20 protein-coding genes and 1 tRNA gene are annotated in these 24,145 nt (G+C 44.2%); 7 read left to right on the plus strand and 14 right to left on the minus strand.

Going from position 1 to position 24,145, the window contains the following annotated elements:
* Window positions 1-92 precede the first annotated feature (92 nt).
* The 5 genes from VC82_RS12730 to VC82_RS12750 all read right to left on the minus strand — a co-directional run bounded on the left by VC82_RS12730 (window position 93) and on the right by VC82_RS12750 (window position 8,917).
* On the minus strand, window positions 93-3,431 hold the full coding sequence (locus VC82_RS12730) for a VCBS repeat-containing protein (protein WP_045802704.1): 3,339 nt from the start codon (window positions 3,429-3,431) through the stop codon (window positions 93-95).
* A gap of 109 nt (window positions 3,432-3,540) precedes the next feature.
* Window positions 3,541-5,034 (minus strand): SusD/RagB family nutrient-binding outer membrane lipoprotein, encoded by a 1,494-nt coding sequence (locus VC82_RS12735; RefSeq protein WP_045802705.1) that lies wholly within the window; start codon window positions 5,032-5,034, stop codon window positions 3,541-3,543.
* Window positions 5,035-5,044: 10 nt separating this feature from the next.
* Complete coding sequence (locus VC82_RS12740; RefSeq protein WP_045802706.1) at window positions 5,045-8,155, minus strand: SusC/RagA family TonB-linked outer membrane protein; 3,111 nt, start codon at window positions 8,153-8,155, stop codon at window positions 5,045-5,047.
* 373 nt (window positions 8,156-8,528) lie between these two features.
* Window positions 8,529-8,801: a GIY-YIG nuclease family protein gene (locus VC82_RS12745; RefSeq protein WP_045802707.1), complete on the minus strand. Its 273-nt coding sequence runs from the start codon at window positions 8,799-8,801 to the stop codon at window positions 8,529-8,531.
* Window positions 8,802-8,843: 42 nt separating this feature from the next.
* Window positions 8,844-8,917: transfer RNA gene (locus tag VC82_RS12750), tRNA-Met, on the minus strand.
* 130 nt (window positions 8,918-9,047) lie between these two features.
* Between VC82_RS12750 and VC82_RS12755 the strand changes: the two genes are divergently transcribed.
* The gene (locus VC82_RS12755) at window positions 9,048-9,431 is read left to right on the plus strand and encodes an START-like domain-containing protein (protein WP_045802708.1); all 384 of its coding nucleotides are present in this window, start codon (window positions 9,048-9,050) and stop codon (window positions 9,429-9,431) included.
* 55 nt (window positions 9,432-9,486) lie between these two features.
* The gene (locus VC82_RS12760; RefSeq protein WP_045802709.1) at window positions 9,487-10,332 is read left to right on the plus strand and encodes an aminotransferase class IV; all 846 of its coding nucleotides are present in this window, start codon (window positions 9,487-9,489) and stop codon (window positions 10,330-10,332) included.
* On the opposite strand, the gene VC82_RS12765 is transcribed toward VC82_RS12760, so the two are convergent.
* The 5 genes from VC82_RS12765 to VC82_RS12785 form a co-directional block, all read right to left on the minus strand.
* Window positions 10,329-10,889, minus strand: coding sequence for a YqgE/AlgH family protein (locus tag VC82_RS12765; RefSeq protein ID WP_045802710.1), 561 nt, complete (start codon window positions 10,887-10,889; stop codon window positions 10,329-10,331). The two genes, VC82_RS12760 and VC82_RS12765, sit on opposite strands and share 4 nt — an antisense overlap.
* Window positions 10,890-11,002: 113 nt before the next feature.
* On the minus strand, window positions 11,003-11,275 hold the full coding sequence (locus VC82_RS12770; RefSeq protein ID WP_045802711.1) for an HU family DNA-binding protein: 273 nt from the start codon (window positions 11,273-11,275) through the stop codon (window positions 11,003-11,005).
* A gap of 178 nt (window positions 11,276-11,453) precedes the next feature.
* Complete coding sequence (gene fmt, locus VC82_RS12775) at window positions 11,454-12,419, minus strand: methionyl-tRNA formyltransferase (RefSeq protein WP_045802712.1); 966 nt, start codon at window positions 12,417-12,419, stop codon at window positions 11,454-11,456.
* Window positions 12,403-14,304 (minus strand): RecQ family ATP-dependent DNA helicase, encoded by a 1,902-nt coding sequence (locus tag VC82_RS12780; protein WP_045802713.1) that lies wholly within the window; start codon window positions 14,302-14,304, stop codon window positions 12,403-12,405. Before VC82_RS12780 ends, fmt begins: the two co-directional genes overlap by 17 nt.
* Window positions 14,304-14,864, minus strand: coding sequence for an AAA family ATPase (locus tag VC82_RS12785; protein WP_045803441.1), 561 nt, complete (start codon window positions 14,862-14,864; stop codon window positions 14,304-14,306). Before VC82_RS12785 ends, VC82_RS12780 begins: the two co-directional genes overlap by 1 nt.
* An 83-nt stretch (window positions 14,865-14,947) precedes the next feature.
* On the opposite strand from VC82_RS12785, the gene VC82_RS12790 reads away from it, so the two are divergent.
* From VC82_RS12790 to VC82_RS12805, 4 genes are all read left to right on the plus strand, one after another.
* Window positions 14,948-15,235 carry a DUF493 family protein gene (locus VC82_RS12790; protein WP_045802714.1) on the plus strand — a complete coding sequence of 96 codons (288 nt, stop codon included), beginning with the start codon at window positions 14,948-14,950 and terminating at the stop codon, window positions 15,233-15,235.
* A gap of 76 nt (window positions 15,236-15,311) precedes the next feature.
* A complete protein-coding gene (locus VC82_RS12795; protein ID WP_045802715.1) occupies window positions 15,312-15,959 on the plus strand; it encodes a DUF4290 domain-containing protein in 648 nt (215 codons plus the stop codon).
* A 12-nt stretch (window positions 15,960-15,971) separates the two neighbouring features.
* Window positions 15,972-17,279 carry a UDP-N-acetylglucosamine 1-carboxyvinyltransferase gene (gene murA / locus VC82_RS12800; protein WP_045802716.1) on the plus strand — a complete coding sequence of 436 codons (1,308 nt, stop codon included), beginning with the start codon at window positions 15,972-15,974 and terminating at the stop codon, window positions 17,277-17,279.
* Window positions 17,280-17,496: 217 nt separating this feature from the next.
* Window positions 17,497-19,332, plus strand: coding sequence for a PAS domain-containing sensor histidine kinase (locus tag VC82_RS12805; RefSeq protein ID WP_045802717.1), 1,836 nt, complete (start codon window positions 17,497-17,499; stop codon window positions 19,330-19,332).
* 36 nt (window positions 19,333-19,368) lie between these two features.
* Here the strand turns inward: VC82_RS12805 and VC82_RS12810 are convergent, their stop codons facing one another.
* The 4 genes from VC82_RS12810 to VC82_RS12825 form a co-directional block, all read right to left on the minus strand.
* The gene (locus VC82_RS12810) at window positions 19,369-19,806 is read right to left on the minus strand and encodes a hypothetical protein (protein WP_157518100.1); all 438 of its coding nucleotides are present in this window, start codon (window positions 19,804-19,806) and stop codon (window positions 19,369-19,371) included.
* 161 nt (window positions 19,807-19,967) lie between these two features.
* On the minus strand, window positions 19,968-20,972 hold the full coding sequence (locus VC82_RS12815; protein WP_045802719.1) for a pirin family protein: 1,005 nt from the start codon (window positions 20,970-20,972) through the stop codon (window positions 19,968-19,970).
* Window positions 20,973-21,159: 187 nt separating this feature from the next.
* Entirely contained in the window at window positions 21,160-21,330 is a 171-nt protein-coding gene (locus VC82_RS15590) for a Lacal_2735 family protein (RefSeq protein WP_045802720.1), read from the minus strand.
* A gap of 17 nt (window positions 21,331-21,347) precedes the next feature.
* A complete protein-coding gene (locus tag VC82_RS12825; RefSeq protein WP_045802721.1) occupies window positions 21,348-22,775 on the minus strand; it encodes an amidohydrolase in 1,428 nt (475 codons plus the stop codon).
* A 299-nt stretch (window positions 22,776-23,074) separates the two neighbouring features.
* Between VC82_RS12825 and VC82_RS12830 the strand changes: the two genes are divergently transcribed.
* The gene (locus tag VC82_RS12830; protein ID WP_045802722.1) at window positions 23,075-24,124 is read left to right on the plus strand and encodes a DUF6340 family protein; all 1,050 of its coding nucleotides are present in this window, start codon (window positions 23,075-23,077) and stop codon (window positions 24,122-24,124) included.
* Window positions 24,125-24,145: the final 21 nt, after the last annotated feature.

The raw sequence follows: 24,145 nt of genomic DNA on the forward strand, positions 1-24,145 counted from the left end.
AATATAATACTGTATGGGCAGGTACAACTAATTTCGACTGATAGCATGAGGCTTTCGCCAAAAGCAGTAAGATAAACCGTAAGTGGTACAGGTCAGTTTAGCATTGTAAAGCCCTGTAGCACATCATCGTTGTTGGCGATGAACAGTATCTGTTGGTTGCCAACCCCTACTTTTACAATCTTTTTGGCGTCTTTTCGGGCAATTAGACCACTTTCATAACTCGGTACGGTTTTGAAAGCCCCTTTTCCACTTCCCAAAAGCAAGATTCCGGTACCCGCGTCGTTTCTTGGGGTCTCAATTTCTGAAACGAACAGATTACCAATAGCCAGTATGTCTAAGTTTCCATCTTCATTGAAATCGTCAACCAACATATCGTTGATATTCGATAGCTGGGCCATGTTCGGTAGTTTGTGGATCTTGAAACTTCCGTTGCCCAGGTTTTCAACAAACGATGAGGCAAAGGTGTCTGCTTTGTAGTGAAGCGCGCGTTCAAGATTTTGGCCACCATATACCTCTTCGAGTTCCAATGAGGCGAACACGTTATATTTCTTGAATTTCTTCTTTAGCATGGGTACCTGTTCAGATGAACAGGAAAAGCCCCTTAGGGGATAGTGCTTGTCTCCGTTGTAATAGCCCAATACAATATCGTACTTTCCGTTACCGTCAAAGTCGTTGTAATAAATGTCAAAGGGTTTTTCCTTAGATGTTTTGTATTTGTAGTTCAACCCAAGGTTTCCGGCTATGAAATCAATGTCCCCATCATTATCGAAATCACCTTTTTCGATACTGAACCACCAACCCGATGATTCTGAAAGGTCGGTCTGGCCGTCTTTTACCAGCTGCCCATTTTCGTTTTTAAAAAAGGTAATGGGCATCCATTCACCGACAATGGCCAGATCTTCGTCACCGTCACCATCGTAATCGGCCCATGTGGCATCGGTGACCATTCCTATGTTTTCCAATTCGGGGGCAATACTTTTGGTGGCGTTCACCAGTTGCCCCCCATTGTTCTGTAAGAGCATACTGCTGGCCGGCATGGGGTACTGGTGGGGCCAGTGCCTACCGCCTACAAATAGATCGATATCACCGTCATTGTCATAATCGGAAGCCTTAACTATAGAGCCACTGTCTCTTCCGATGTTTGGAATAGCGGCCTTTTTAAAATTTCCATGGCCATCGTTTATATAGAGTCGGTCAACGTAATGGAAATCGTTTACAGAGTATTCATTGCCACCACTTACCACAAAGAGGTCTTGATGACCATCCCCATTGATATCGACGAACAGCGCGTCAACATCTTCATAGCCGCTTTCGCCTTGCCAGAAATCTTCATTGGCCTTTTTGAAACCACCGTTTGGTATTTGTATAAAAAGCGCGGCACTGAAGCCTGTGGCCCCTCCGACAAAAACATCTTCAAGTCCGTCGTTGTTTACATCGCCTTTGGCCAATGCAGGGCCGAACTGCGATAGCTTATGGGGAAGCAGTACCTGATGGGCATAGTCATCAAAATCGTTTTCTTGATGTTGGTATTCGATGAATGGCTCAGGGGAATGCCCGAAGAAATAATTTTGATTTTCGGTAGCCAAAGGCACTTTACCGCTTTCGTCGGCCTCACTCATTTTTAGATGCAAAACTTGGTTTGTCGGTATATTGCGCAAAATGGTCTGCTTATCATTGGGCCATTGTACCACAAGGCTATCAACAACCGTTTTGCTGCCCACCCCAAAATGGACCAAGGGTTCACTGGTAGAGTAGATGCCCCGAACGTTTGTGGTTTCGCTTACCTGTTTCCCAACACTGTCATATAGGGTCAGTCTTGTGCCAAAAACCGGTCTGTTGTTGACGTCAGAGAGTTCTACCCGTAGAAAATTGGTGTTCTGCATCGTTTCTGCATTGTTACGGTAGATAAAGGCCTCTTTATTGATGTTGTTGACCACAAGGTCGAGATCACCGTCGTTGTCGAGGTCAGCATAGGCAGCACCATTTGAGAACGATTCTTGGTCAAGACCCCAGTCTTCAACCATTTTTTTGAACTCGAGTTGCCCCATGTTTTTATAGGCATAGTTCTGTAGCGGTTGTGAGGGAATCAGTGAAACCACATGGTCGATGTCGATGATGTTCCATATGCTCTCTATTTCCGCTGCATTCGGATTGTTCTTCAACCATTCATACCGCACCTTGTTGATGTATTCGGCCACTTTTTTATCGGCATCGGTATTTCGTATGTCCCTCAACAGACCATTTGTAACAAAAGCATCTTTGAGGCCATCGTTGTCAAAGTCGGCCAAAAGGTTGGCCCAGCTCCAGTCGGTGGCGGCCATACCGGCTATTTGGGCCACATCGCTAAAGGTTGTATTGCCGTTGTTCAGATGAAGCGTATTGTACATGTATTGGTAGTGCCCACCATCGTTTACCACTTTCCAAAAAATATCGGGGTTCATGCCGCTCATATTCGATTTCAGGCGAAAATTGTCTTCGGCGACCATATCCAGTACAAAAACATCCAACCAGCCATCATTGTTGATATCGGCCACATCAACCCCCATGCTGTAGTACGAAATATGGTTCAATGCCTCTTTCATCACCTCCCTAAAAGTACCATCTTGGTTGTTGATGAAAAGAAAATCGGGCGCCTGAAAGTCGTTGGCGATGTACAGGTCGGGCCATCCATCATTGTTCAGATCACTGGCCGAGACGGCATTGGGGAACCCGGTCATTTTGATGCCCGCTGTTTCGGTTGCCTCAATAAAGCGGCCATTACCAGTGTTTTTAAATAATTTGATGTGATATTCAGGTCGTAACAGTTCTTCCCCATAAAGCTCCGATAGGCTTCCCGGGTTTGGGGGTTGGGTCAACAGCAAAAGGTCTAAATGCCCATCTTTGTCATAATCAATAAAGGTGGAATGGCGGGTTCTGCCCGGGTCGGCCACCCCATACTTTTTGGCCGATTCTTCAAACGTTCCATCGCCTTTGTTGATATACAGGAGATTGGTTCGCCAGTCGGGCCTATTGTCATATAATTCTCTGCTTACGTAAATATCATCAAGGCCATCGTTGTTCACGTCTGCCACGGTTACCCCGGTCGACCAGCCGCCATCATCTATGAGCCCGGCCGCTTCTGAAAAGTCTTTGAACTTTATATTGCCTTGGTTTATATACAATTTGTCGGACACCAAGTTTCCCGCAAAGTACAGATCTTGAAGTCCATCGTTGTTGAAGTCGCCAATGCCCACACCGGCACCTCCATAGAAATTTGAGTAAAGTAGAATGTTTTGGTCGGGGGTATCCTCAATTGTGTTCTTGAACTTAATTCCTGTTCGCGAAGTGCCCAACAAGGTGAACAGCTCGGTTTTTGCACTGTTTGGCAGGGGTGTGTTATTGCACGTAAATGCGGCAAATAATAGTATGGCAAATAAGTTCTTAACTCTCATCTCTTACCAAATTACTAAAAATGGATGAAAAAAATAAAGGAGAGTTTCCTCTCCTTTATTCAACTTAAAACTAACTCAATTAATCAAAAATTAGCGCTCAACTAACAGATTATTCAACATCCCACCATACGCGTGTAGTCAACGCATCGGGACCTTGTCTGCTGACAGCTTCGTTATAGTTCTCTAGATTGTTGCTCTGCTCACTGGTGGAGTAGGTGAGCCTTCTCGGTATGGTTCCGTTGGTAACATTCCCAGGATAATTCACCGGAATCAACACCGGAAAACCACTACGTCTCCAATTGGCGAACGCCTCATACTCATTTAGGAAGGTTGCTGCCCAATATTGGGTGTTTATCTGCTCTAGGGCGTTGGCGGCGTCAAAGGGATTTGCCGCTAAGTAAGCATCGATGTCAGCATCGGCTATGGCAGCCTCAGGGCCATATAATTCCAACATTTTCATGGCCGCCCGCACACCGGCATTGTAATGTGGTACGGGATCACCTCCAGCAAGTCCCCAACGTACTGCCGCTTCTGCCAATAAAAATTCTACCTCTGCATATGTTTGGAAAAACATAGGGGTGTCTTCGGCCGTGATCAACGGCCTTCTTGGTTCTGCATAATTGTCAGTGTTTTCTTCACCGGTCGATTCCATCAATAAATTTGAATCCAAACCATTTGGAAGGCCAATCAAATCAGCAGGATTGGTGCTGCCATCCCCTCTTCTGGCTGCCAAAATGGGAAGCCTTGGATCGTTTCCAGCTTGCAAGAAATCGATAAAGGTCTTGCTCATTCTGGGGTTGCCATCTGCAGTGAAAACTTCTCCATTGCCATTCTTGTTTATTCCCTCTGGACCCAATTGGTGTTGTATGTAGGCGATATCATCATTTGATTCCATGACTCCACCTGCTATGGCCTTTGTAACCCAACTCTGGGCGCCGGCGGGGTCTACCTTAATCAACCTAAAGCCAAGACGCAACATTAGTGAATTTGCAAATCTCTTCCATTTGCCCTGGTCACCGTTGAACATAATATCGGCCGAACCAAAACCAGAAGTACCGGAGCCAAGGGCTGCGGCAGATTCTTCCAATTCTTTCAGCATATCGGCGTATATCTCGCTCTGGGGATCGTATTTGGGCTTTAGGATACCTGCAATGACCGCCTTGCCAGCTTCACTGTAAGGAATGTCACCATAAAGATCGGTTAGCCTGCTGTAGATAAAAACCCGTAATATTCTGGTAATGGCCTTCATCTCTTCGGGGGCACCTTCTTCGTCTAATTGTACCAACATGTCTTCAATGGATTTCACCGCACTATCATAATAACGGTCCATCAACGAAGAGGCGTAGCCCATGTTCCAAAGGTATTTGTCCCCTGACCAATATCCTGGTAGGGCAGCGATATGCTGCATCATGGTCGATTGATAAATGAGGTTGGCCCTCCAATTTTCATAACGTCCACCAGAGGTATGCAAAAGTGTGGCGGTCAACTTCGTGTCAACACCTACCTGAGATGGTTTTAACGGGTTCACGTTCAATTCTTCGAACCCTTGGTCGCACGCGCCCAATAAAAAGGCGAATACCAAAATATATATCGATTTTTTCATAACTAACTTTTTAAAATTTTGCGTTTAGACTGATTCCGTAGCCCCTACTTGAAGGTACACCATAATATTCCAATCCTTGTGCATTACTCACGTTATAAGCACTTTCAGGGTCAATGTTGTCAACACTTCTTTTTAAGAAAAATAGGTTGTTGCCAATAAGCGAAACATTTACACTTTGCAGAAACGTTCTATCCAACAAATTTCGAGGCAAACTGTAGCCAATGCTCAACTGTCTAAAGCTTATAAAATCAGAATCTTCGACAAATTGCTCTGCTATATCATTGATTCTGCCATAATAGGTTTGAAGATTTTCAGGGTCCACAGTTGTGGTAAAAGGTTGGCCGGTTGCCCCATCAATTCCAGAGACTGTAAGGCCATTCTCTCGTCCTTCCAAAGTTGCCTTGTGAAGTCCGTTGCCATAAGCCACAGTATTGGTGCCAGAGAAAATTTGGCCACCAAACTTACCATCGATCAAGAAATACAATGAAAAATCTTTATAGGTAAAAGTGTTGGAAAAGCCAACAATCCATGGGGGCACACCTTCTCCTAAAATTTTACGTTCACCAATTTGAGCCAAGGGCACCCCATCGCTGTCTATATCGTAAATGATATTGCCATTGTCATCCCTTACATAAGAGACCCCATAAATAACTCCATAGGGTTCCCCAACAATTTGTCTGATCTCGACATTCCGTGTTCGTGGCTCTCCAAGACCAATCGACCCTTCTTCTTCATTGGTTGCCAGCACCTTTCCCTCGTTAAAGGTCAGATTAAAACTTGCGTTCCATCTAAAATCTGCTGTTTGGATCGGTGTCCCGGTCAATAAAAGTTCAACACCTTTATTTTGTACTTCACCTATGTTGGCCAGTGCGCTTCCATACCCCGAAGCAACTGAAGTGGTCACTGGCACGATGTCATTGGTGGTCTTGTTTGTGTAATATGCAATATCAATTCCCAAACGATTGTTAAAGAACCTGGCATCGACCCCTATCTCCGTTTCACTTTTATTGAAAGGAACAAGATTTGCGTTTGGCACCGAATTTCCATTAATTCCACCAAGTGGCTGCCCTAAATGACCTTGACCGAAAATTTGGTATGTCAAAGCAAGCTGGTAAGGTTCTTGCGCCCCACCGGCTACTTCAGAATACCCTCCCCTTAACTTTAGGAAGCTTATTGGCTCTGGCAAATCCAATGCATCGGAGAGCACCAAACTGGCATTTACCGAAGGATAGAATTGATCGTTGGGTGTTTCCTTTCCAGGGAAAGACAGTGTTGAGAACCAGTCATTTCTACCCGTAAAGGTAATAAAGGCCCAGTTATCATAAGAAAGCTCCAAAGAGCCGTAAACAGAACCAATTTTTCGTTCGCCGAAATTTCTGCTTCTTGATTGGTTTTGTGTGTTGCCAACATCCTCAAGGCCTGGAACAATAAAATTCTCTCCTCGTTGTCCTAAAAACTCATCTTTGATATGGTTGCTGTTGGCACCCACAAAGGCAACGGCCCCGATTTTGTCGGTAATATCTTTCTCGACCCCCAAAATCAAATCAGCATCAATTTGGGTGTACCTGGTTTCATTTTCATTGATGGCACCAAGGGGGCGGTAAGCCGTACCGAATGGTTCAACCGAGGTTCCCCTTATGGTATAATGGTCAATACCGGCCCTTCCTGTTAGGTATAGCCAATCTGTAATATCGTATCGAAGTGTGGTAGAAGCGATCAAACGGTTTCGAACATCTTCATTTCTGAAGTTGTACGCCGCGAAATATGGATTTTGTGAAAAGGTGTTGGAAGAATATTGTCTTTCAGTACCATCAGGGTTGGTACCTGGATCCATAGTGCGAACATCGACATTCGGAGGCAGGTTCAAGACCGTGAAGTTCGGGTTACCAGGGGCATCCGAAAGTCTCGGCCTGTTATTGGCCTCTTCCAATATATACTTAACATTAACCTGGCTGGTTAGCTTTTCACCAAGATTGGCACCTGCATTCAAAGAAAAGGTTTTTCTGTTCACCTTTGAATTGGGAACCACATCATTTGCGGTCAGGTCAGAGGCAGCAAAACGATAATTCATTTGCTCAGAGCCACTGGTAAGTGCCACGGTGTTTATAAAGGTTGTCCCCGTTCTATAGAAGTGGTCCAGATTGCTTCCAACATATGAGTATGGTCTTTCAACCCCGTCCCACTGAACTACCGGTGAGCCATCCAATCGTGCTCCCCAAGAAGAAAGGCCAATGTCGAACGCTTCTTCTTGGTTGGCAGGCTTTCTGCCGAAGCGGCCTTGACCGTACTCCGTCTGAAAATCTTGTATATCTGTATTTACCCTGTTAAAGGTTATTTGGCTGCTGACCTCAACACCCAAGCCTTGTCTTCTTTGTCCGGCTTTGGTGGTCACCAATATAACACCGTTTGCTGCTCGTGATCCGTAAAGGGCAGATGCGGCCCCCCCTTTAAGAACACTGACAGATTCGATTTCATCAGGGTTCAAACTCGATACGCCATCACCTCCGTCGTTGCCGCCCCAGAGACTGGCCGAGCCATTGTTTTCGTTACTAATAGGAATACCATCAACCACATAAAGGGGTTGGTTGTTTCCCGTTAATGAACTGGAACCACGAATAATAACCCTACTTGAACCGGCAGCACCGGTTGCGTTTTGTGAAATATTTACACCCGCAATCTTACCTTGAAGCGCATTGATGGCATTCGGCTGTTTGATCGTTGCCAATTCTTCACCGCCAACCTCGGTCAACGAATAACCAAGTGCCTTGGTCTCTTTTCTGATACCAAGTGCGGTCACCACTACTTCATCGAGCAGTTCCGTATCAGGATTCAAGGTTACATTGATCGTTCTCTGCGAGCCTACGGCAACCTCTGTTGACGTAAAGCCCAACGAAGAAAACTCTAGGATCGCTGAGGGCCCTGAAACCGTGATTGTGTAATTACCATCGAAATCGGTGGAGGTACCATTGGCGGTACCCTTCTCAATAACGTTGGCGCCAGGTAGGGGAGCCCCACTCTCTCCATCCGTGACTGTACCTGAGACGGTCACGTTCTGTGCCATTATACTGCTTGTCAGCAGTACACCGGCAACCATTAAAAAGTAACGAAGTTTTTTGTACATAGTCTGTAGTTATTAATTAGTTAGTTGTAGGAAGTATTGTCAACGTTGTGGCCAAATACAACCTGATAAGCAGGGTACAATATTTAAAGAGCGGTATGGACAGCAAAAAAATTTCGACCAGTAACAATGTTCAAAAGCTAAAGAACAGAATAGCTGAAATTAATCTAAAGCGGCTTTGACCCTATTAAAGGGGACTGGATTTGTGTGCCAAAAAACGGTGGTATTTGTAGTTGTGCCGTTGTAAGAGGCAGCACCTAAGGTGAAAACCTGAAAGGGAAGTACCTATGAAATGTAGTAGGTTCAATGCATAAAAAAAGCCCTCGATTTTCGAGAGCTTTGAGTAGCGAGAGGGGGACTTGAACCCCCGTCCGCCTCAGGCGGATATGAATCCTGCTTCCCGGTCAAAGCGCTCTCTGATCCATGCCCTGCCCACCCCTGATTTAAAGTACTTCTCCCTTTGCCGTGCCTCTTCTTTGGTTCTGTAGAATTCTACATGAATGACCTTCCATGGCCTGAATTTGACCGTATAGCCCTTGTTTGCTAGTTCGTTGTGCGATTTAAACCTTTCGACCAATGAGGCGGTATGCCCCTTGTAGAATATGTCATGTTCAGCGGAGTATAATATGTAAACTACGAATTCAGCCATGTTATCAAATAAAAAAAGCCCTCGATTTTCGAGAGCTTTGAGTAGCGAGAGGGGGACTTGAACCCCCGACCTCAGGGTTATGAATCCTGCGCTCTAACCACCTGAGCTACCTCGCCATGGTCGTAAAGCGGGTGCAAATATAAACGTTAATTTTGGCCCATCAAAAAAGGATATAATTTTATTATTTGGTTTTTATTTTTTTATATTACCGAATCATATATATTGCCGACAGAAAAATGACCATATATGGGCGATAAGGTAAAATTTGAAATTGAGTTTGTGATCCAGTCATCACCCCAATTGCTCTATCAATATATTTCTACCCCCTCCGGGCTTTCTGAGTGGTTTGCCGACAATGTGAACTCCCGAGGCGAAATCTTCAATTTTATATGGGATGGCGCCGAAGAAAGTGCCAAACTATTAAAAAGGAAAAGCGACGAGTTTGTCAGATTTGCTTGGGAAGAAAACGAAGATGATAGCTTTTTCGAAATGCGGATAATCGTTGACGAAATCACCAAAGATGTTTCGTTGTTCATAACAGATTTTGCCGAAGAGGATGAACTTGAGGAGGCCAAAATGCTTTGGAAAAACCAGATTTCAAGCCTTAAGCAAGTACTGGGCTCAACCTGATAATGAATCTATTTCTATACAGTATCTTTGGCCCCGATAAAATCGGGACTTTTTTATGGTCAATTTCAACGGTAAACTGCTAGAAGAAGAAACTGTTTTTCTCAATCAAGGCAACAGGGCTTTCAAATACGGAGATGCCCTTTTTGAGACCATGAGAGTGGTCAACGGAAAGGTGTTTTTTTTAGAGGATCATTATTTTCGGTTGATGGCCTCGATGCGCATTCTTCGAATGGAAATCCCCATGGATTTCACCATGGAATTCATTGAGGAACAAATAAAAAAAACCTTATCCAAAGCGGATTATGGGAGCGGTGCCGCCCGGGTGCGGATGACGGTCTTTAGAAAAAATGGCGGGCTATATGTTCCGTCGACAAATGAAGTTTCTTGGGTAATCGAGGCCTCGCAACTGAACAGTCCTTTCTATGCCATCAACGAAGAAACCTATAGAGTCGAACTGTTCAAAGACTACTTTGTCAATGCCGATATGCTATCCAACCTAAAAAGTACCAACAAGGCCATCAACGTAGTGGCAGGTGTTTTCGCCAAAGAGAACGGTTACCAGAATTGTTTGTTGCTCAACCATAAAAAGCAGGTGGTCGAAGCCATAAATGGCAACCTTTTTTTGGTGTTCAAGAATGAGGTGGTAACACCGCCTTTACCAGATGGGTGTCTCAATGGTGTTTTAAGGAAAAAACTGATCGAGATCTTACATCGGTCAGAAGAATTCGAGATTCTTGAAAGGTCGGTTTCGCCTTTTGAGTTACAGAAGGCCGACGAGGTGTTCATTACCAATGTAGTAATGGGAATTGTACCGGTGACCGATTACAGAAAAAAGAACTACGGCAGCGATGTCGCCAAAAAAATATTGGGCCGCTTGAATGCGATGGCCAGACTGGCCTAATTCAAAATAGGGTTTTCAGGAGCGTTGGACCACAATAAATAGTCGCCGCCCAATTCCAACATTTTTTCTTTCCAAAAGGCAGAGGTGGGTTTACGAATAATATCGCTCTCATATTTATTGTTGACCACTACCCACGATTTTGAAGTGAGTTCATGGTCAAGCTGAAGAGAGGCCCAGCCTGAGTAACCTAGAAAGAAACGAATGTCGTCTTCGGTGATCATACCGTTGTTGATGAGTTCGATGATACGTTCAAAATCGCCTCCCCAGTAGATTCCGTCTGAAATCTCGATACTGCCATCTATCAAGTGGGGCACCTTATGAATGAAGTACAGGTTATCTTGTTCTACGGGCCCACCATTGAAGACCTTAAAGGGCACGTTTATCTCTGAAACAAGTTCGGTAATGTCATATTCCAAGGGTTTGTTTAGGATAAAGCCCACCGACCCCTCTTCGTTGTGCTCGGCCAAAAGCACCACAGACCTATTGAAAGAAACGTCTCCTGTAAGAGAGGGCTCCGCAATCAATAATTTTCCTTTTTTGGGTTTTGAACCGACCATGTTTCGATGATTGAGACTTTTAAATGTAAGATAATATCCTATAAAAGCAAAAGTATCAAACAAAAAAGCACTTCCGGAAGGAAGTGCTTTTCAATGTATATTGTCGCTGAATATTAGTTTACCGCGTTGCTCAATTCGGCACCTGCCTTGAACTTTACAACATTTTTGGCAGCGATCTTAATAGTCTGGCCAGTTTGTGGGTTTCTACCTTCTCTGGCGTTTCTTCTAGATACAGACCAAGATCCGAAACCTACTAAAGAAACCCTATCTCCTTTTTTAAGTGATTTTTCAACGTTGCCTAGGAAAGATTCCAACGCTTTTTTGGCAGCTGCCTTGGTGATGCCAGCATCTGCAGCCATTGCATCGATTAATTCTGTTTTGTTCATAATGGAATAAAATTAATTGTTGTTAAAATAATTTTAAATGCTGAACAAATTTATAGGGATTTGCCAGCGAAGCAAGTAAAACCAAGGGAAATTGCCATTTTTGTTGATAACTTGAAACGTTTGTTGATAACCAGCATGCGTTTTGGGCGAAATTCGCCAGCCCAATGCTGGTGCGACTTTAGCGAACATAAGCCTTTTTAGACAGTTCGTGTCCGTTCAAGAAGTTAGTAACGGTCATTTTTCGTTTGCCCGCAAGTTGAATTTCCTTGAGCTTCAAAAAACCATTTTTGACGGCTACCTTCATTTCTTTGGGGCCAAAAACAATTGCGCCCACGGGTTGATCGCTAGCACTGGGTTCTGGTACCGCCTTGTATATTTTCAAGGTCAATTCCCCACCTTGGTCAAATAAGGTAGTCCATGCCCCGGGATAGGGCGATAGGCCACGTATTTTGTTATGGATGCTTTCAAGAGGGTCATGCCAATCAATCTGGCAAGTTTCCTTGAATATTTTAGGGGCCAATTTCAACTCTCCTTCCACCTCTTGTTGAGTCGTTTGGACATTGCCCTCAGCTATTTTTTCAACGGTTTCAAGAACTAATTCCGCACCCATGGCCGCCAAGCGGTCATGTAGCTCGCCGGCCGTTTCTTGGGGACCGATAGGAGTGGACTTTTGCAGGATTATTTCACCGGTGTCTATTTTCTCGTCTATAAAAAAAGTGGTGACCCCGGTCTGGGTCTCCCCATTGATGATGGCCCAATTGATGGGGGCCGCCCCTCGGTATTCTGGCAACAATGAGGCATGCAGGTTGAACGTGCCGTACTGTGGCATTTGCCAAACAACTTTCGGAAGCATCCTGAAAGCGACCACCACTTGCAGATTGGCGTTGAGGGCTTCAAGCTCTTTCAAAAAGTATGGGTCTTTCAGGTTGCTTGGCTGTAAAATGGGCAGTTTTTCTTGCTTGGCGTATTTCTTGACAGCTGATTCCTGTAGCTTTCTGCCACGGCCAGCGGGCCTATCAGGTGCAGTGATGACCCCTACCACTTGTTGTCTGCGCTCAACCAGCTTTTTGAGACTGGAGACCGCAAATTCTGGGGTTCCCATAAATACAATCCGTAGGTCTTTTTCATTATTTTGCGATGTCATACTGGTTTCTAGTGTTTATCATTATTTCTTCTTCATCGAGCAATTCTTGAATGGATTCCAAGATAATTTTTTCGCTGTAATTTAGATGGTTTGCCAATTCTTTGGAAGATAAGGACCGTTGTTTTAAATGCCTTAATACCTCTTTTTTCGCCTTCGCCAAACTTTGGGTCGGTCGTCTTTGGTCTTTTTGACAAATATCGCACTGACCACATGGGTTTGTCGCTGTTTGGCCGAAATATTCGAGTAAAAACTGGGCCCTGCATTTTTCTTTATTGTCTATATAGGCGAGCATATCAGCAAACCTGCGTTGCCTGTTCTTGTTCAGATCTTTAAGTTTGTGGGCAAAGACATTGATAACCTTGTCATCTTCCCGTGGCACGAGAAAGGTCAGTTCCATATCACTTTTTGAGGCATTGTAGGCCAGAATGCCATCATTGTGCAATTTTTGCAATAGGCTATCAACCTTATCTTCTGTGAGGGAATTTTTTTTGGCGATGAGCGATGTGTTGATGGGGGTTTCATAATCAAAAATGCCCCCATATGTGCGCAATATCGATTTGATGGTCCCTTCCAAAGAGGGATTTTTGTCGAGGTATTTGAACAACTCATGTTTTTTTGCCAAAAATTGCACCGTGGATGTTTGTCTGGAGGCATTGGACCATGCGATGACAGAGTGTTGGTCCAAGATTCTAAGACCGTTATAGGCCAAAAGCGTATTCAACTGATATTGTTGGCAGAATTCGTTGAACAAAAATGTAAAGGTCTGTCCATCACCCTCACCGTAAGCTATTTGAAAATACGCATTCAGTTTTTTATAGAGCAACTTGATAAACAGAACATCGGGTTGGCTCCCCAAAAACTGTTTCTTGGCTTGTAGCCTATCATGTGCATTCGTCAATAGCACGGCTTTAGCGGGCAGGTCGTCGCGGCCTGCCCGGCCCACTTCTTGAAAGTAGCTCTCAAGACTATCGGGTATATGGTGGTGTACAACAAACCTAACATCGGCCTTGTCGACCCCCATGCCGAATGCACTGGTGGCAACCATTATTTTGGTCTCGTTGTTTAACCAGTCTTCTAATTTCTTTTTCTTTTCGTGGTGTAAAAGTCCACCGTGGAAGTAATCCGTACGACAGCCCTTACTTTTAAGAAAAGTTGACAATTCGATCGTTGCCCTTCTGGTGTTCACATAAACTATTCCACTTTGGTCATTTTCGCCCACCAATTGTAGAAGGTGATATCTTTTGTCTTCCACATCCCTAACAAAAAAGGTGATATTCTCCCTGGCCAACGAATCTTTGAAGGTGATGGGATTATCGAGCTCAAGAAGTTCAACGATGTCTTTGGCCACAGTTGCGGTTGGGGTAGCGGTAAGGGCTATTACCGGGGCTTGGGGGGCCAATCTTTTCAATTCATGGCATTGTAGGTAGGCAGGTCTGAAATCATGGCCCCATTGAGAGATGCAGTGTGCCTCGTCAATCGCGATCAAACAGACGTTCATTTCTTTGATACGGTCACGCACCAGCTGCTGTAGCAATCGTTCGGGCGACAGGTACAAGAACTTATAGCCCCCATACAGACAGTTGTCGAACTGCTCTATCAGTTCTTCCGGTTTCAAGCTTCCTGTTAGGGCAATGGCCTTTATGCCCAGTCTTTTGAGTCGTTGTACCTGGTCTTGTATGAGCGATACCAATGGTGAAACCACTACGCAGATACCATCCATCGACAGGGCCGGTACCTGGTAGCAAATCGATTTGCCTCCCCCGGTGGGCATCAGGGCCAAAACATCATTCTGTTGAAGCAGCGCGTTGATGACCTTTTCCTGTGATCCCCTGAAACTGCTATGGCCCCAGTATTGCTTTAATATTTCAATGGGATTTTTTTGCACTACTGTAAGTTAAAGGCTTCGATTATAAAATGGAGCCGTTCTTGTACCGATGTCTTAGGCACCAATATCGGTTCGTAACCAAATCTTTGGTAGGTATCAAGCAGCTGTTCGTGCAGCTTCTCGGCCTCATCATAGCTTTCAAGGCGTTCGTTGTCTGAAACGTAGATTTCTTTCCAGGGGGGCAAGATCAGTACCGAATCATATTGGTTTTTTCTGCATGCTTCTTCAAACTCAGCGGGGTATGGCTGGTCGAAAAAATCCATATAGGCGAGCACGTCGGGAATTCCCCTATCAAAAAAAAGAATGGTATCCGAAGCATTTTTTGATTCCATGTAATGTTGTACCCGACCCGACAGCAAATTTTTGTTGAATTGAAGAGGATCTTCAACAAACATCAAGGGGTTCGACACGGGCTTTTTTGATCCCTTGTTTTTGGCCTTCGCCGTCATTGAACGGATTACTTCATGAAAGCACCGATAACCATTGGCCTCAAGGCTATTGATCACAGAGGTCTTACCGGTGCCAGGTGCACCGGTCACCACGATTCTTTTTTGCTTCACTTCGTAAGTTTGCCACAAAGTAATGAAATCACGTTAAGCCAGAAAAATGCGCAGCATGGAATATATTTGCAAAAAATAACCTGATGGAAAAGAACAAATCCGAAGAATTCTATAAACGCTTACGGGCACAATTGATCGATGACACCGATTGGCCCTCAAACTACCTTTATAAATTCATAGTACCCACCGATAAGGAAAAGATTGAAGGTATCAACAGGATCTTTGACAATACGGGGGCCGTTATCGAGTCTAAATTGTCGAATAAGGGCACCTATACCAGTATTTCTGTCATGGTGCATCTGAGCGGACCTGATGAAGTGATTGAAAAATATATCGAAGTTTCGGCAATTGAAGGGGTTATTTCACTTTAACACCCTTCGACTGGTATAATTTTATTATTTTGCACCCGTTAACTTCCTTAGCGAATTAATCATAAACTTTCCTAATTTGAATCCAGTAGAAAACCTAGAGTACAATACCGAACGGCCAAAACTTATCATTCCCGAATATGGCCGACATTTTCAAAAAATGGTTGACCATGCGGTCTCCATTGAGGATAGGGACGAGCGCAACAAAGTCGCCCAGGCGATCATTAGTGTAATGGGCAACCTTCAGCCCCATTTACGCGACGTTCCCGATTTTCAGCACAAGTTGTGGGACCAGTTGTTTATCATGGCCGATTTTAAATTGGACGTGGACTCCCCATTTCCTATTCCCTCGAAAGAGTTGCTCCAACAAAGGCCAGATCCTTTGGAATATCCGCAAAACCATCCTAAATACCGATTTTACGGAAATAATATTAAAAGGATGATCGACGTGGCGGTCAGCTGGGAAAAGGGCGATATGCGCGACGGCCTTGAATATGCCATTGCCAATCACATGAAAAAGTGTTATCTCAACTGGAACAAAGACACTGTTGAAGATGCTGTAATTTTCAAACACCTGAAAGAGTTGAGCAACGGGGAGATTGACCTGGCTCCAGATGGTGAAAACCTTACCGAAAGCAATCAATTCTTGAAGAACCGAATCCAAAAACCGAATAGGGGCCCTACCAATAAAAAAGGGCAGCGAAACAATCGCAAGAAAAGGTTTTAAGAGTTACATTTTATGGGAACATTCAAAATTGAGGGTGGCCACCAGCTTCATGGCGAGATAATTCCTCAGGGAGCCAAAAACGAGGCACTTCAAATACTCTGTGCCGTTCTGTTGACACCTGAAGAGGTCACCGTTAACAACATACCCGATATCATCGATGTCAACAAATTGATTGACCTTTTAAAAAATCTTGGGGTCAAGGTCAAAAAGTTGGGCAAGGGTACTTATAGCTTCAAGGCGGATGATATTGATTTGGACTACCTTCAAACAGAGCAGTTCAAACAAGATGGCCGCGGTCTCAGAGGGTCCATTATGCTGGTGGGTCCATTATTGGCACGGTTTGGCAAAGGCTATATCCCCAAGCCGGGCGGCGATAAGATTGGCCGTAGAAGATTGGACACCCACTTTGAAGGGTTCATAAAATTAGGGGCCAAATTCAGGTACAACCGCGAAGAACATTTTTATGGTGTTGAGGCACAGAAACTGAAAGGCACCTATATGCTGTTGGATGAAGCCTCGGTTACCGGTACTGCCAATATTGTAATGGCAGCGGTTTTGGCCGAAGGTACCACCACCATTTACAATGCGGCCTGCGAACCCTATTTGCAACAACTTTGCAAAATGTTGTTGAGGATGGGCGCAAAGATTTCAGGAATCGGCTCTAACCTTTTGACGATTGAAGGGGTCGACAGTTTAGGTGGTACCGAGCATACGATGCTGCCCGATATGATCGAGATTGGTAGTTGGGTCGGTCTGGCTGCCATGACCCAGAGCGAGTTGACCATCAAAGATGTAAGTTGGAAGGATTTGGGGCAAATACCCAATGCTTTTCAAAAACTCGGAATCACTCTTGAAAAGAAAGACGACGATATTTACATACCGAAACACACCAATGGTTATGAGGTTCAGAATTATATAGATGGTTCGATATTGACCTTGGCCGATGCACCGTGGCCAGGGCTTACGCCCGACCTTTTGAGCATCTTGCTTGTAGTGGCGACCCAGGCCAAAGGTGAGGTGGTAATTCACCAAAAAATGTTCGAGAGCCGCCTTTTCTTTGTTGACAAACTGCTCGATATGGGGGCAAAAATCATTTTGTGCGATCCCCATCGGGCCACCGTAATCGGGCATGACTTTAAATCTACCCTAAAGGCCACAACAATGGTGTCACCCGACATACGGGCAGGTGTTTCCTTGCTAATTGCGGCACTCTCTGCAAAAGGCACCTCCATCATACACAACATAGAACAGATCGATAGGGGGTATGAGAATATTGAAGAGCGACTTCGTAATATTGGGGCTCGTATTGAGCGCATTTAAGCACATTTTTCATATAGGCGTTTGACGCTATTTCCCTCTTTTTTAGCCTTTTCTGTGAGATTTTGGTTCGGTCTTTTGGATCGATGAACTGCAAATCGGTAATAGTGTAACTACATTTATCGTTGTGCTCACCACACTTTTGAAAGTTTACACAACAAAGATTGAAGCTGTATAGATTAATTACAAAAATTGTAGGAAAATTCTAAAGATTCATCCAATGTCATCCAAAATTACCCAAGAAAACAATTCCACCAAATGGCTCGAACACATGGGCTCGGCCATTGCGCTGCTAGACTCGAAATTCAACTTTGTTGCCGCATCCGATAGTTGGCACAAGAGTTTTCAACTAGGGAAAACAAACAAAGAACTGAACGGTAAAAACATACTTTCAATATTCAAAGACCAAGGCGATGAACTTAAAACGCGTCTCGAATATGCCCTTGACGGACTGAAAGACATTCAACTGATGCAGCGTGCCATTTTGCCCGATGGAGGCATGGATGAAAAAATATGGTATCTAAACCCATGGAAAGATGGCTACGGAAATAATATCGGGGTGGTCATTAATGTAAAGGAAATTTCTGAGCGCAAAAGCTTGGAGCTCGATTTGAAACGAACCCAGCACCTGCTGCACCAAAAAAGCGAGATCGCCAAAATTGGCAGTTGGGAATATGATTTGACCTCCGATAGACTTTTTTGGTCTGATAAGGTGAAAGAAATACATGGCGTTTCGCAAAAATATGCACCAAATTACTCAGAAGCCTTGGGTTTCTTTAAACAGGGCGATTCGCGCAACCGAATGGTGAATGCCTTTAAGGAGGCCATCAATAATGCTAAACCATGGAACGAGGAGGTACAGATAGTAACCGCAGAAGGCAAGACCGTTTGGGTCAATAGTATTGGGCGGCCAAAATTCAAAGAGGGGAAATGTACCCGCATTTTGGGCACGCTACAAGAGATTCAACCAAAGAAAAGTGCCGAACCCGATCGAGAAGGCTCTTTGCCCTTGGGTTACGAAGAACTTTTTTACCACGCTCCGGTGGCCATGGCAGTTTGCGATTATAAGAGCGGTAAAATAATGAACGTCAATGACCAACTGTTGCACATGGTCGGAAGTGATAAAGATGACCTATTTCATAAACCCTTTGCAAGTTTCTTGTCACTTGATAAAGCGCAACGGTTGCCACTTGCCAAAGAATTGATCACCACAAAAAAGGTGGAAGCCATTGTGACGCGTTTCACAAAAACGGGATCAAGGCCGATTTCCATTACGATTGACGCAAAACTGTTGGGCTCACCAGAGGGCCAAAACGTTATTTTGGCCACCATAGCTGTTGCTCAGACTGATTCTAAGAAAAATGATAGAACTGCTGTTGATGAGAATGAAGAATTGAAGAAGCTGGTCAACTTTGACCATCTGGTATCACACAATTTAAAATCGTATGCAACGAACATTTCCCTATTGTTGGGCTTCTTGGACAAAGAAAGTGAGGATGCAGAGCGTAAAAACCTAACAAAGTTGCTCTTTAAGTCCACCGAGAACCTAATGGGCGAAATCAGGGGACTTAGAGAAATGGTGGCCATTGGAGAGAACAAGGGGCTGAAAAAGGTAAGCCTGCCGCTAAATGATTTCATCTTTAGCGCTGAGCAAAAATTATCGGGGCTGATAAAAAAGGAGGGCGTTAAAATTTTCAACGGTATATTGGAAGATGTCAAGGTGAAAGTTGTTCCGGTCTATATGGAGAGTATATTGGGAAATATCTTGTCCAACTCAATCAGGTTTAGGCAAAACGACAAAAGCCCTGTTGTGGTTTTTAATGTGGCTGAGACAAAAAAATATACGGTGTTGTCAATTGAAGACAATGGAGTGGGCATTGATTTGAGCAAGCACCAAGACAAGATATTTGGGCTATACAGAACTATCAATAGCAGCAAATCGAACGGAGTAGGCCTTTATTTGGCCAAATATCAAATGGAACTGATGAAAGGGCATATTGAGGTCGAAAGCACTGTGGGGGTGGGAACCACCTTTAAGCTGTATTTTCCTAAATAAAAAACCACTGGTTTTAATGTAAAAAGCGCTAGGGCCTTATGGCACGGTCTGAAAGGGGTATTTGTGCCAAAGTCTTGATAGCGTCCACGAAAAAAGCACGGTATACACTACAATTCTCAAACGATTGGCCACTAGCAGCTTAACAGCCATTTCATGGGCGTTCTCGGCACCTGCTATAATTTTGCGGTAAAAACGTATTGTAAATTGTAGGGTATAGGCCCACATGAGTACAATGGAAACAAAAGAGCAAACGGTATAAAAACTGATTTTCTCCAACAATTGAAGGCCACTAATGACCAATTGCCCAGGTGCCAGAAGCACAATGATCCACACAATGTTCTCTGCACCATTTCTGAACCAGGTCACCAGCTCTTTTCTCGGAAAGAATTTCAAACTGGGGTAGTACGCAACCTGCAGTAGACCGAGCACCGACAAAATTGCAAAATCGAACATGAGCCGCAAAACATCAAGCATAAACGGTACGGGTTTGATAGTTATTTCAGATATATCTAAAAATTATCTAAAAATTATCTAAAAATTGGTTCGATTAAAGTTTTCGTTTACAAAAATATAAAGATAACCTTGCTGAAACTGGGGTATTGGCAATCGCACATCTAAAGAAAACCATTATTAAATTACGGCTTTTTTATCAAAGTCCCATCAGGGTATTGGGCAAAACGGCCACTTTCCTTATCATGTACATTGTCGGCATAAGGCCACGGCCAACCGCCGAATTGGGTGGTACGGTATTCTTTCATGGCCTGTTGTATCTCTTCTTCAGTGTTCATAACAAAAGGGCCATATTTGGCAATGGGTTCATCAATCGGTTTGCCCTGCAACAATAGAAAATGGGCGTTTTTACCCCCAATTGTTATTTCTGCCTCCAACGAAGCATCCAATGCGATGCCAAAATTGGGATTTATCTTTTTGTCCCCGATAAAAATTTCCGATCCTTCGTAGAAATACAAGGTTCTGGTCACCGGTGTCTTGGCTTTTGGAAGCACGTATTCAGACTCGGCATCGACATGTATGTTCCAAATGGCTACTTCGTTTTTAGGATTGGCCGCCCATGAATCGGGTGCTGGATCATTGGCTTGGGTGCCCCTGTAATTGCCGGCAATAACCTTGATGGTAGCACTTTCTTCCTTAACAATGGGAATATCCTCGTGCCAGAGCATTTTAAAATGGGAATCCACAAATTTGTCTTTCTTCGGAAGGTTGAGCCAAATCTGGAACAATTCCAGCGTATTTTCGCTGTCCGTATTCAACAGGGGAAACATCTCTGAGTGCTGCACACCACGCCCAGCGGTCATCCATTGTACATCGCCTTGGCCGAAGCGCGCCGCGGCACCCAGTGAGTCAGAATGATCACAGAAACCCTTGTTTACAATGGTAATGGTTTCAAAGCCACGGTGAGGGTGATACGGGAACCCGGGTATCGTATGCCCATGGTACATTCGCCAACCATCCTTTAGGGTAAAATCGTTGCCCAAATTCCTCCCTTCGAGGAGCTTTGGATCGGGCCCCATGTTCTCGTTTCCTTTTGGGTAATGGTCTAAATGGTAAACACAGAACAGAAACGGATCTTGTGTCTGCCATGGAAATCCCAAAGGAAAGGTTTGTAGAACGGGGTTGCCCATTTGTATATATGATCAACAAGTTACCAATAAAACATCTATGACGGCCACCCACGCCGCCAGTAATTATGTTTCTGATTGTGGCCAGCATGAAAACCGCAGACCTGGCAGATGCATTATTGCACCTTTCTTTTGGGCGTGTAAAGCAGCAACCAATACGCAACCACCCGAACCTATCTTTTTGACCTTTTCAGGCGTTGGTCAATTGCCCAATCCGTTTTTGTACCTCGTCGGCCAGTGCGTATTTGTCATCGCTTGCCGAGCGGTCTATTTTTGATAGCTCAAAAGCTTCTTTCATGAGCTTTTGGTATTGGTCCTGTAGTTTTTCGAGTTCTGTTTTTTTCTTGAATAATTTGAACATAGCAATTTTTAAGAGGATTAGTTGCCTCCGATGGGAGGTGGGCCATCAATCATTGGCTCATATTTTTCATCGCCTTTGCGGGTCTTGAATTCTTCCTTGACCTTTTCTACCAATTTCGGATTCTCAAAAAGATCGACCATTGTCATGGCCATTGCCTTTGAGGCGTAGACCATGCCCTTGTGCCCGATGCTCATGCCACCACAGGCCACTACGGCCCACGAATGCCATGGCGTGTCTTTCGGGGCTACCGTTACACTGAGGTTGATGTTGGGTACGTTCCAGCTTACATCACCCACGTCGGTAGAACCTCCACCCGGATTTTCTTCTGTTTCGCGCAATGGTTTTATTTCACTATCCATGCCCACCTCTGGTTTTCCGGTGGCCTTCTGAATGGCCTTGCCGAAGGCGATTTCTTCCTCGGTATAGGAAATGGGCCCCAACAGCTCTAGATTTTTCTGCATGATCTCTCCGCCTGCGCGGTTCACCAAGGTCTCATAAATTCCCGAAACCAGTGAAATCTTATAATCTACATTGGCCATAATGGCGGCCCCTTCGGCCATTTTTTTGACCTGCTCGTAAGTGGGCAGCATGATTTTTCGTTTTGGGTCGCGTACCCGCACCCAAATTTTTGAATAATCCGGCACCACGTTGACCACCTGCCCACCGTCTTGAATGTGATAGTGGATGCGCGAGGTGGGCCTGATGTGTTCGCGATAATAGTTTATGCCGGTGGTGTAGAGCTCGAGGGCGTCTGAGGCACTACGGCCGTTCCATGGGTCAGCGGAAGCATGTGCCGCCTGGCCATAGAATTCAACAATAAAGTCGATGAGCGACAACCCGCTCTGTACATCGGCTTCTATGTTTGCACCTGGGTGCCAACTGATGTTGACATCGACGTCGTCCCAAAGTCCGGCTTTAACCATCCATACTTTTGCAAAGTACTTTTCTTCGGCCGGAGTACCCAAAAATTTTACCGTTCCCTTTAACTTTCCCGCCTCAATGAGTTCTTTGATGGCGATGGCCGACCCCAGACTTGCCGCACCGAACATGTTATGTCCGCACCCATGTCCGGCAGCCCCGTCCTTTAACGGTTCTTTGGTCGGTTGTGCTTTTTGCGATATGCCGGGTAGGGCATCGAACTCACCCAAAATACTGATTACAGGCTTTCCAGAACCATAAGTAGCTGTAAAAGCGGTAGGTATGTCTGCGACACCACGGGTTACCTTCATGCCATTCTTTTCGGCATAGTCAGCTAAAATCTTTGATGATTGGTTTTCTTCAAAGGCCGTCTCTGCCAGTGCCCAAATCGAGTCGCTGATTTTGATAAGGTTTTCTTTATGGCTTTCCACCGAGGCGATAACAGCTTTTTTGTTGGTATTCATTTTTTGTGCCGAAAGGGTAATGCTTGCACTTATTAAAATCCCTAAAAGTAGTGCTCTCCTCATCTTTATAATTGAATTAGATTTTCATTGATGTAGTGTAATTTTAGTTTCGAAACTAAAAAACAGGTTAGGTAAATATAGCATTTTCAAAGCTTACAAAGAAGTGTTAGCAATTGAAGGAACATGAAGGGTTCAAAAAAAACGTATTGCCGGTTTATCCCATTTCTATCAATCTAAAAGACTTTAGGGTGCATTTTGTCGAGAAAAGTATTCGAAATGCAATATTAAATTCTTTTATATGTTAATAATCAAGTATTTATGAGACGTACAAAAATTGGAAAACAATTTAACTTCTTCTGTATATGAAACTATTAAATCGAATAACATTACTACTCTTTATCGGATTGCTATTTGGTGGGTGCAGTGCCACAAATAGACTTACCTTAAGTGCCCCGGAGCCGGCACGTATTGCCATTCCATCTGATGTAATGAAGATTGGCATCATCAATCGAAGTATTGCTTCGGAAGAAAATAAGAATATAGACCAAATCGATAAAATTCTGTCATTGGAAGGCCTTAAACTTGACAAAGAAGGGGCAGAGGCAGCCATTACAGGTTTACAAGATGAGCTATCACGATTTGTGAAGTATGAACGGGTTGATATTATTGAGAACAGCAATGTGCAACGAAAAGGTCTTGGGATATTTCCTGCTGCGTTAAGTTGGCAAGATGTAGATAGAATCTGTAGTGAGAACGACGTGGATTTGTTGATTTCCTTGGAATTTTTTGATACTGATACAAAGGCCAATGTTGCGGCCACGTTGGTAGAGGTTCCCAATAATATTGGTGTTAAGGCTAAGGTACCGCATACAAAGGTTACTTTGAATACTGTTATTAAAAGTGGTTGGCGCGTATATTACCCACGAACAAAGGTTATTTTGGATGAATTTGCCTCCAACAACCTAGTAACTTCTACAGGACAAGGAATAAATCCCGTTAAAGCTTTGGAAGCGGTAATTGGAAGAAAGGAGGCTGTTTTGCAGAACAGTACCTACATTGGCAATCTCTATGGCTTGGATACTAGGCCTAAAAGTAGAAGAGTCTTGAGGGACTATTTTGTTGCTGGCACGGATAATTTTGTCGTGGCCCGCAGAAGGGCACAGGCCGGTGACTGGGAGGGCGCCGCACAATTATGGGAACAAGATGTGAACAATCCTAAAGGCAAAATTGCTGGTCGGGCCTGTTACAATATGGCGATTATCAATGAAATAAATGGCAATTTAGAGGCAGCCATTGATTGGGCCTCAAAATCGTACTCTGACTATGGAACCAAGGAGGCATTGCGCTACATTAACGTTTTGAGAAATAGAATCAATGACGAACGAATGGTAAATCAGCAATTATCCAAATAACATTCCAGTCCAAGGTTAATA

Source organism: Flagellimonas lutaonensis, from assembly GCF_000963865.1.
Taxonomy (GTDB): Bacteria; Bacteroidota; Bacteroidia; order Flavobacteriales; family Flavobacteriaceae; genus Flagellimonas_A; species Flagellimonas_A lutaonensis.

Excerpts from the sequence above, each read along its gene's own strand:
- VC82_RS12810 (WP_157518100.1), bottom strand. The coding sequence starts at position 19,806 with ATGCTTGATGTTTTGCGGCTCATGTTCGATTTTGCAATTTTGTCGGTG.
- VC82_RS12765 (WP_045802710.1), bottom strand. The coding sequence starts at position 10,889 with ATGGTCGGTTCAAAACCCAAAAAAGGAAAATTATTGATTGCGGAGCCC.
- VC82_RS12760 (WP_045802709.1), top strand. The coding sequence starts at position 9,487 with ATGGTCAATTTCAACGGTAAACTGCTAGAAGAAGAAACTGTTTTTCTC.
- VC82_RS12730 (WP_045802704.1), bottom strand. The coding sequence starts at position 3,431 with ATGAGAGTTAAGAACTTATTTGCCATACTATTATTTGCCGCATTTACG.
- VC82_RS12755 (WP_045802708.1), top strand. The coding sequence starts at position 9,048 with ATGGGCGATAAGGTAAAATTTGAAATTGAGTTTGTGATCCAGTCATCA.
- VC82_RS12735 (WP_045802705.1), bottom strand. The coding sequence starts at position 5,034 with ATGAAAAAATCGATATATATTTTGGTATTCGCCTTTTTATTGGGCGCG.
- VC82_RS12770 (WP_045802711.1), bottom strand. The coding sequence starts at position 11,275 with ATGAACAAAACAGAATTAATCGATGCAATGGCTGCAGATGCTGGCATC.
- VC82_RS12830 (WP_045802722.1), top strand. The coding sequence starts at position 23,075 with ATGAAACTATTAAATCGAATAACATTACTACTCTTTATCGGATTGCTA.
- VC82_RS12745 (WP_045802707.1), bottom strand. The coding sequence starts at position 8,801 with ATGGCTGAATTCGTAGTTTACATATTATACTCCGCTGAACATGACATA.
- VC82_RS12790 (WP_045802714.1), top strand. The coding sequence starts at position 14,948 with ATGGAAAAGAACAAATCCGAAGAATTCTATAAACGCTTACGGGCACAA.
- fmt (WP_045802712.1), bottom strand. The coding sequence starts at position 12,419 with ATGACATCGCAAAATAATGAAAAAGACCTACGGATTGTATTTATGGGA.
- VC82_RS12815 (WP_045802719.1), bottom strand. The coding sequence starts at position 20,972 with ATGGGCAACCCCGTTCTACAAACCTTTCCTTTGGGATTTCCATGGCAG.
- VC82_RS15590 (WP_045802720.1), bottom strand. The coding sequence starts at position 21,330 with ATGTTCAAATTATTCAAGAAAAAAACAGAACTCGAAAAACTACAGGAC.
- VC82_RS12805 (WP_045802717.1), top strand. The coding sequence starts at position 17,497 with ATGTCATCCAAAATTACCCAAGAAAACAATTCCACCAAATGGCTCGAA.
- murA (WP_045802716.1), top strand. The coding sequence starts at position 15,972 with ATGGGAACATTCAAAATTGAGGGTGGCCACCAGCTTCATGGCGAGATA.
- VC82_RS12825 (WP_045802721.1), bottom strand. The coding sequence starts at position 22,775 with ATGAGGAGAGCACTACTTTTAGGGATTTTAATAAGTGCAAGCATTACC.
- VC82_RS12740 (WP_045802706.1), bottom strand. The coding sequence starts at position 8,155 with ATGTACAAAAAACTTCGTTACTTTTTAATGGTTGCCGGTGTACTGCTG.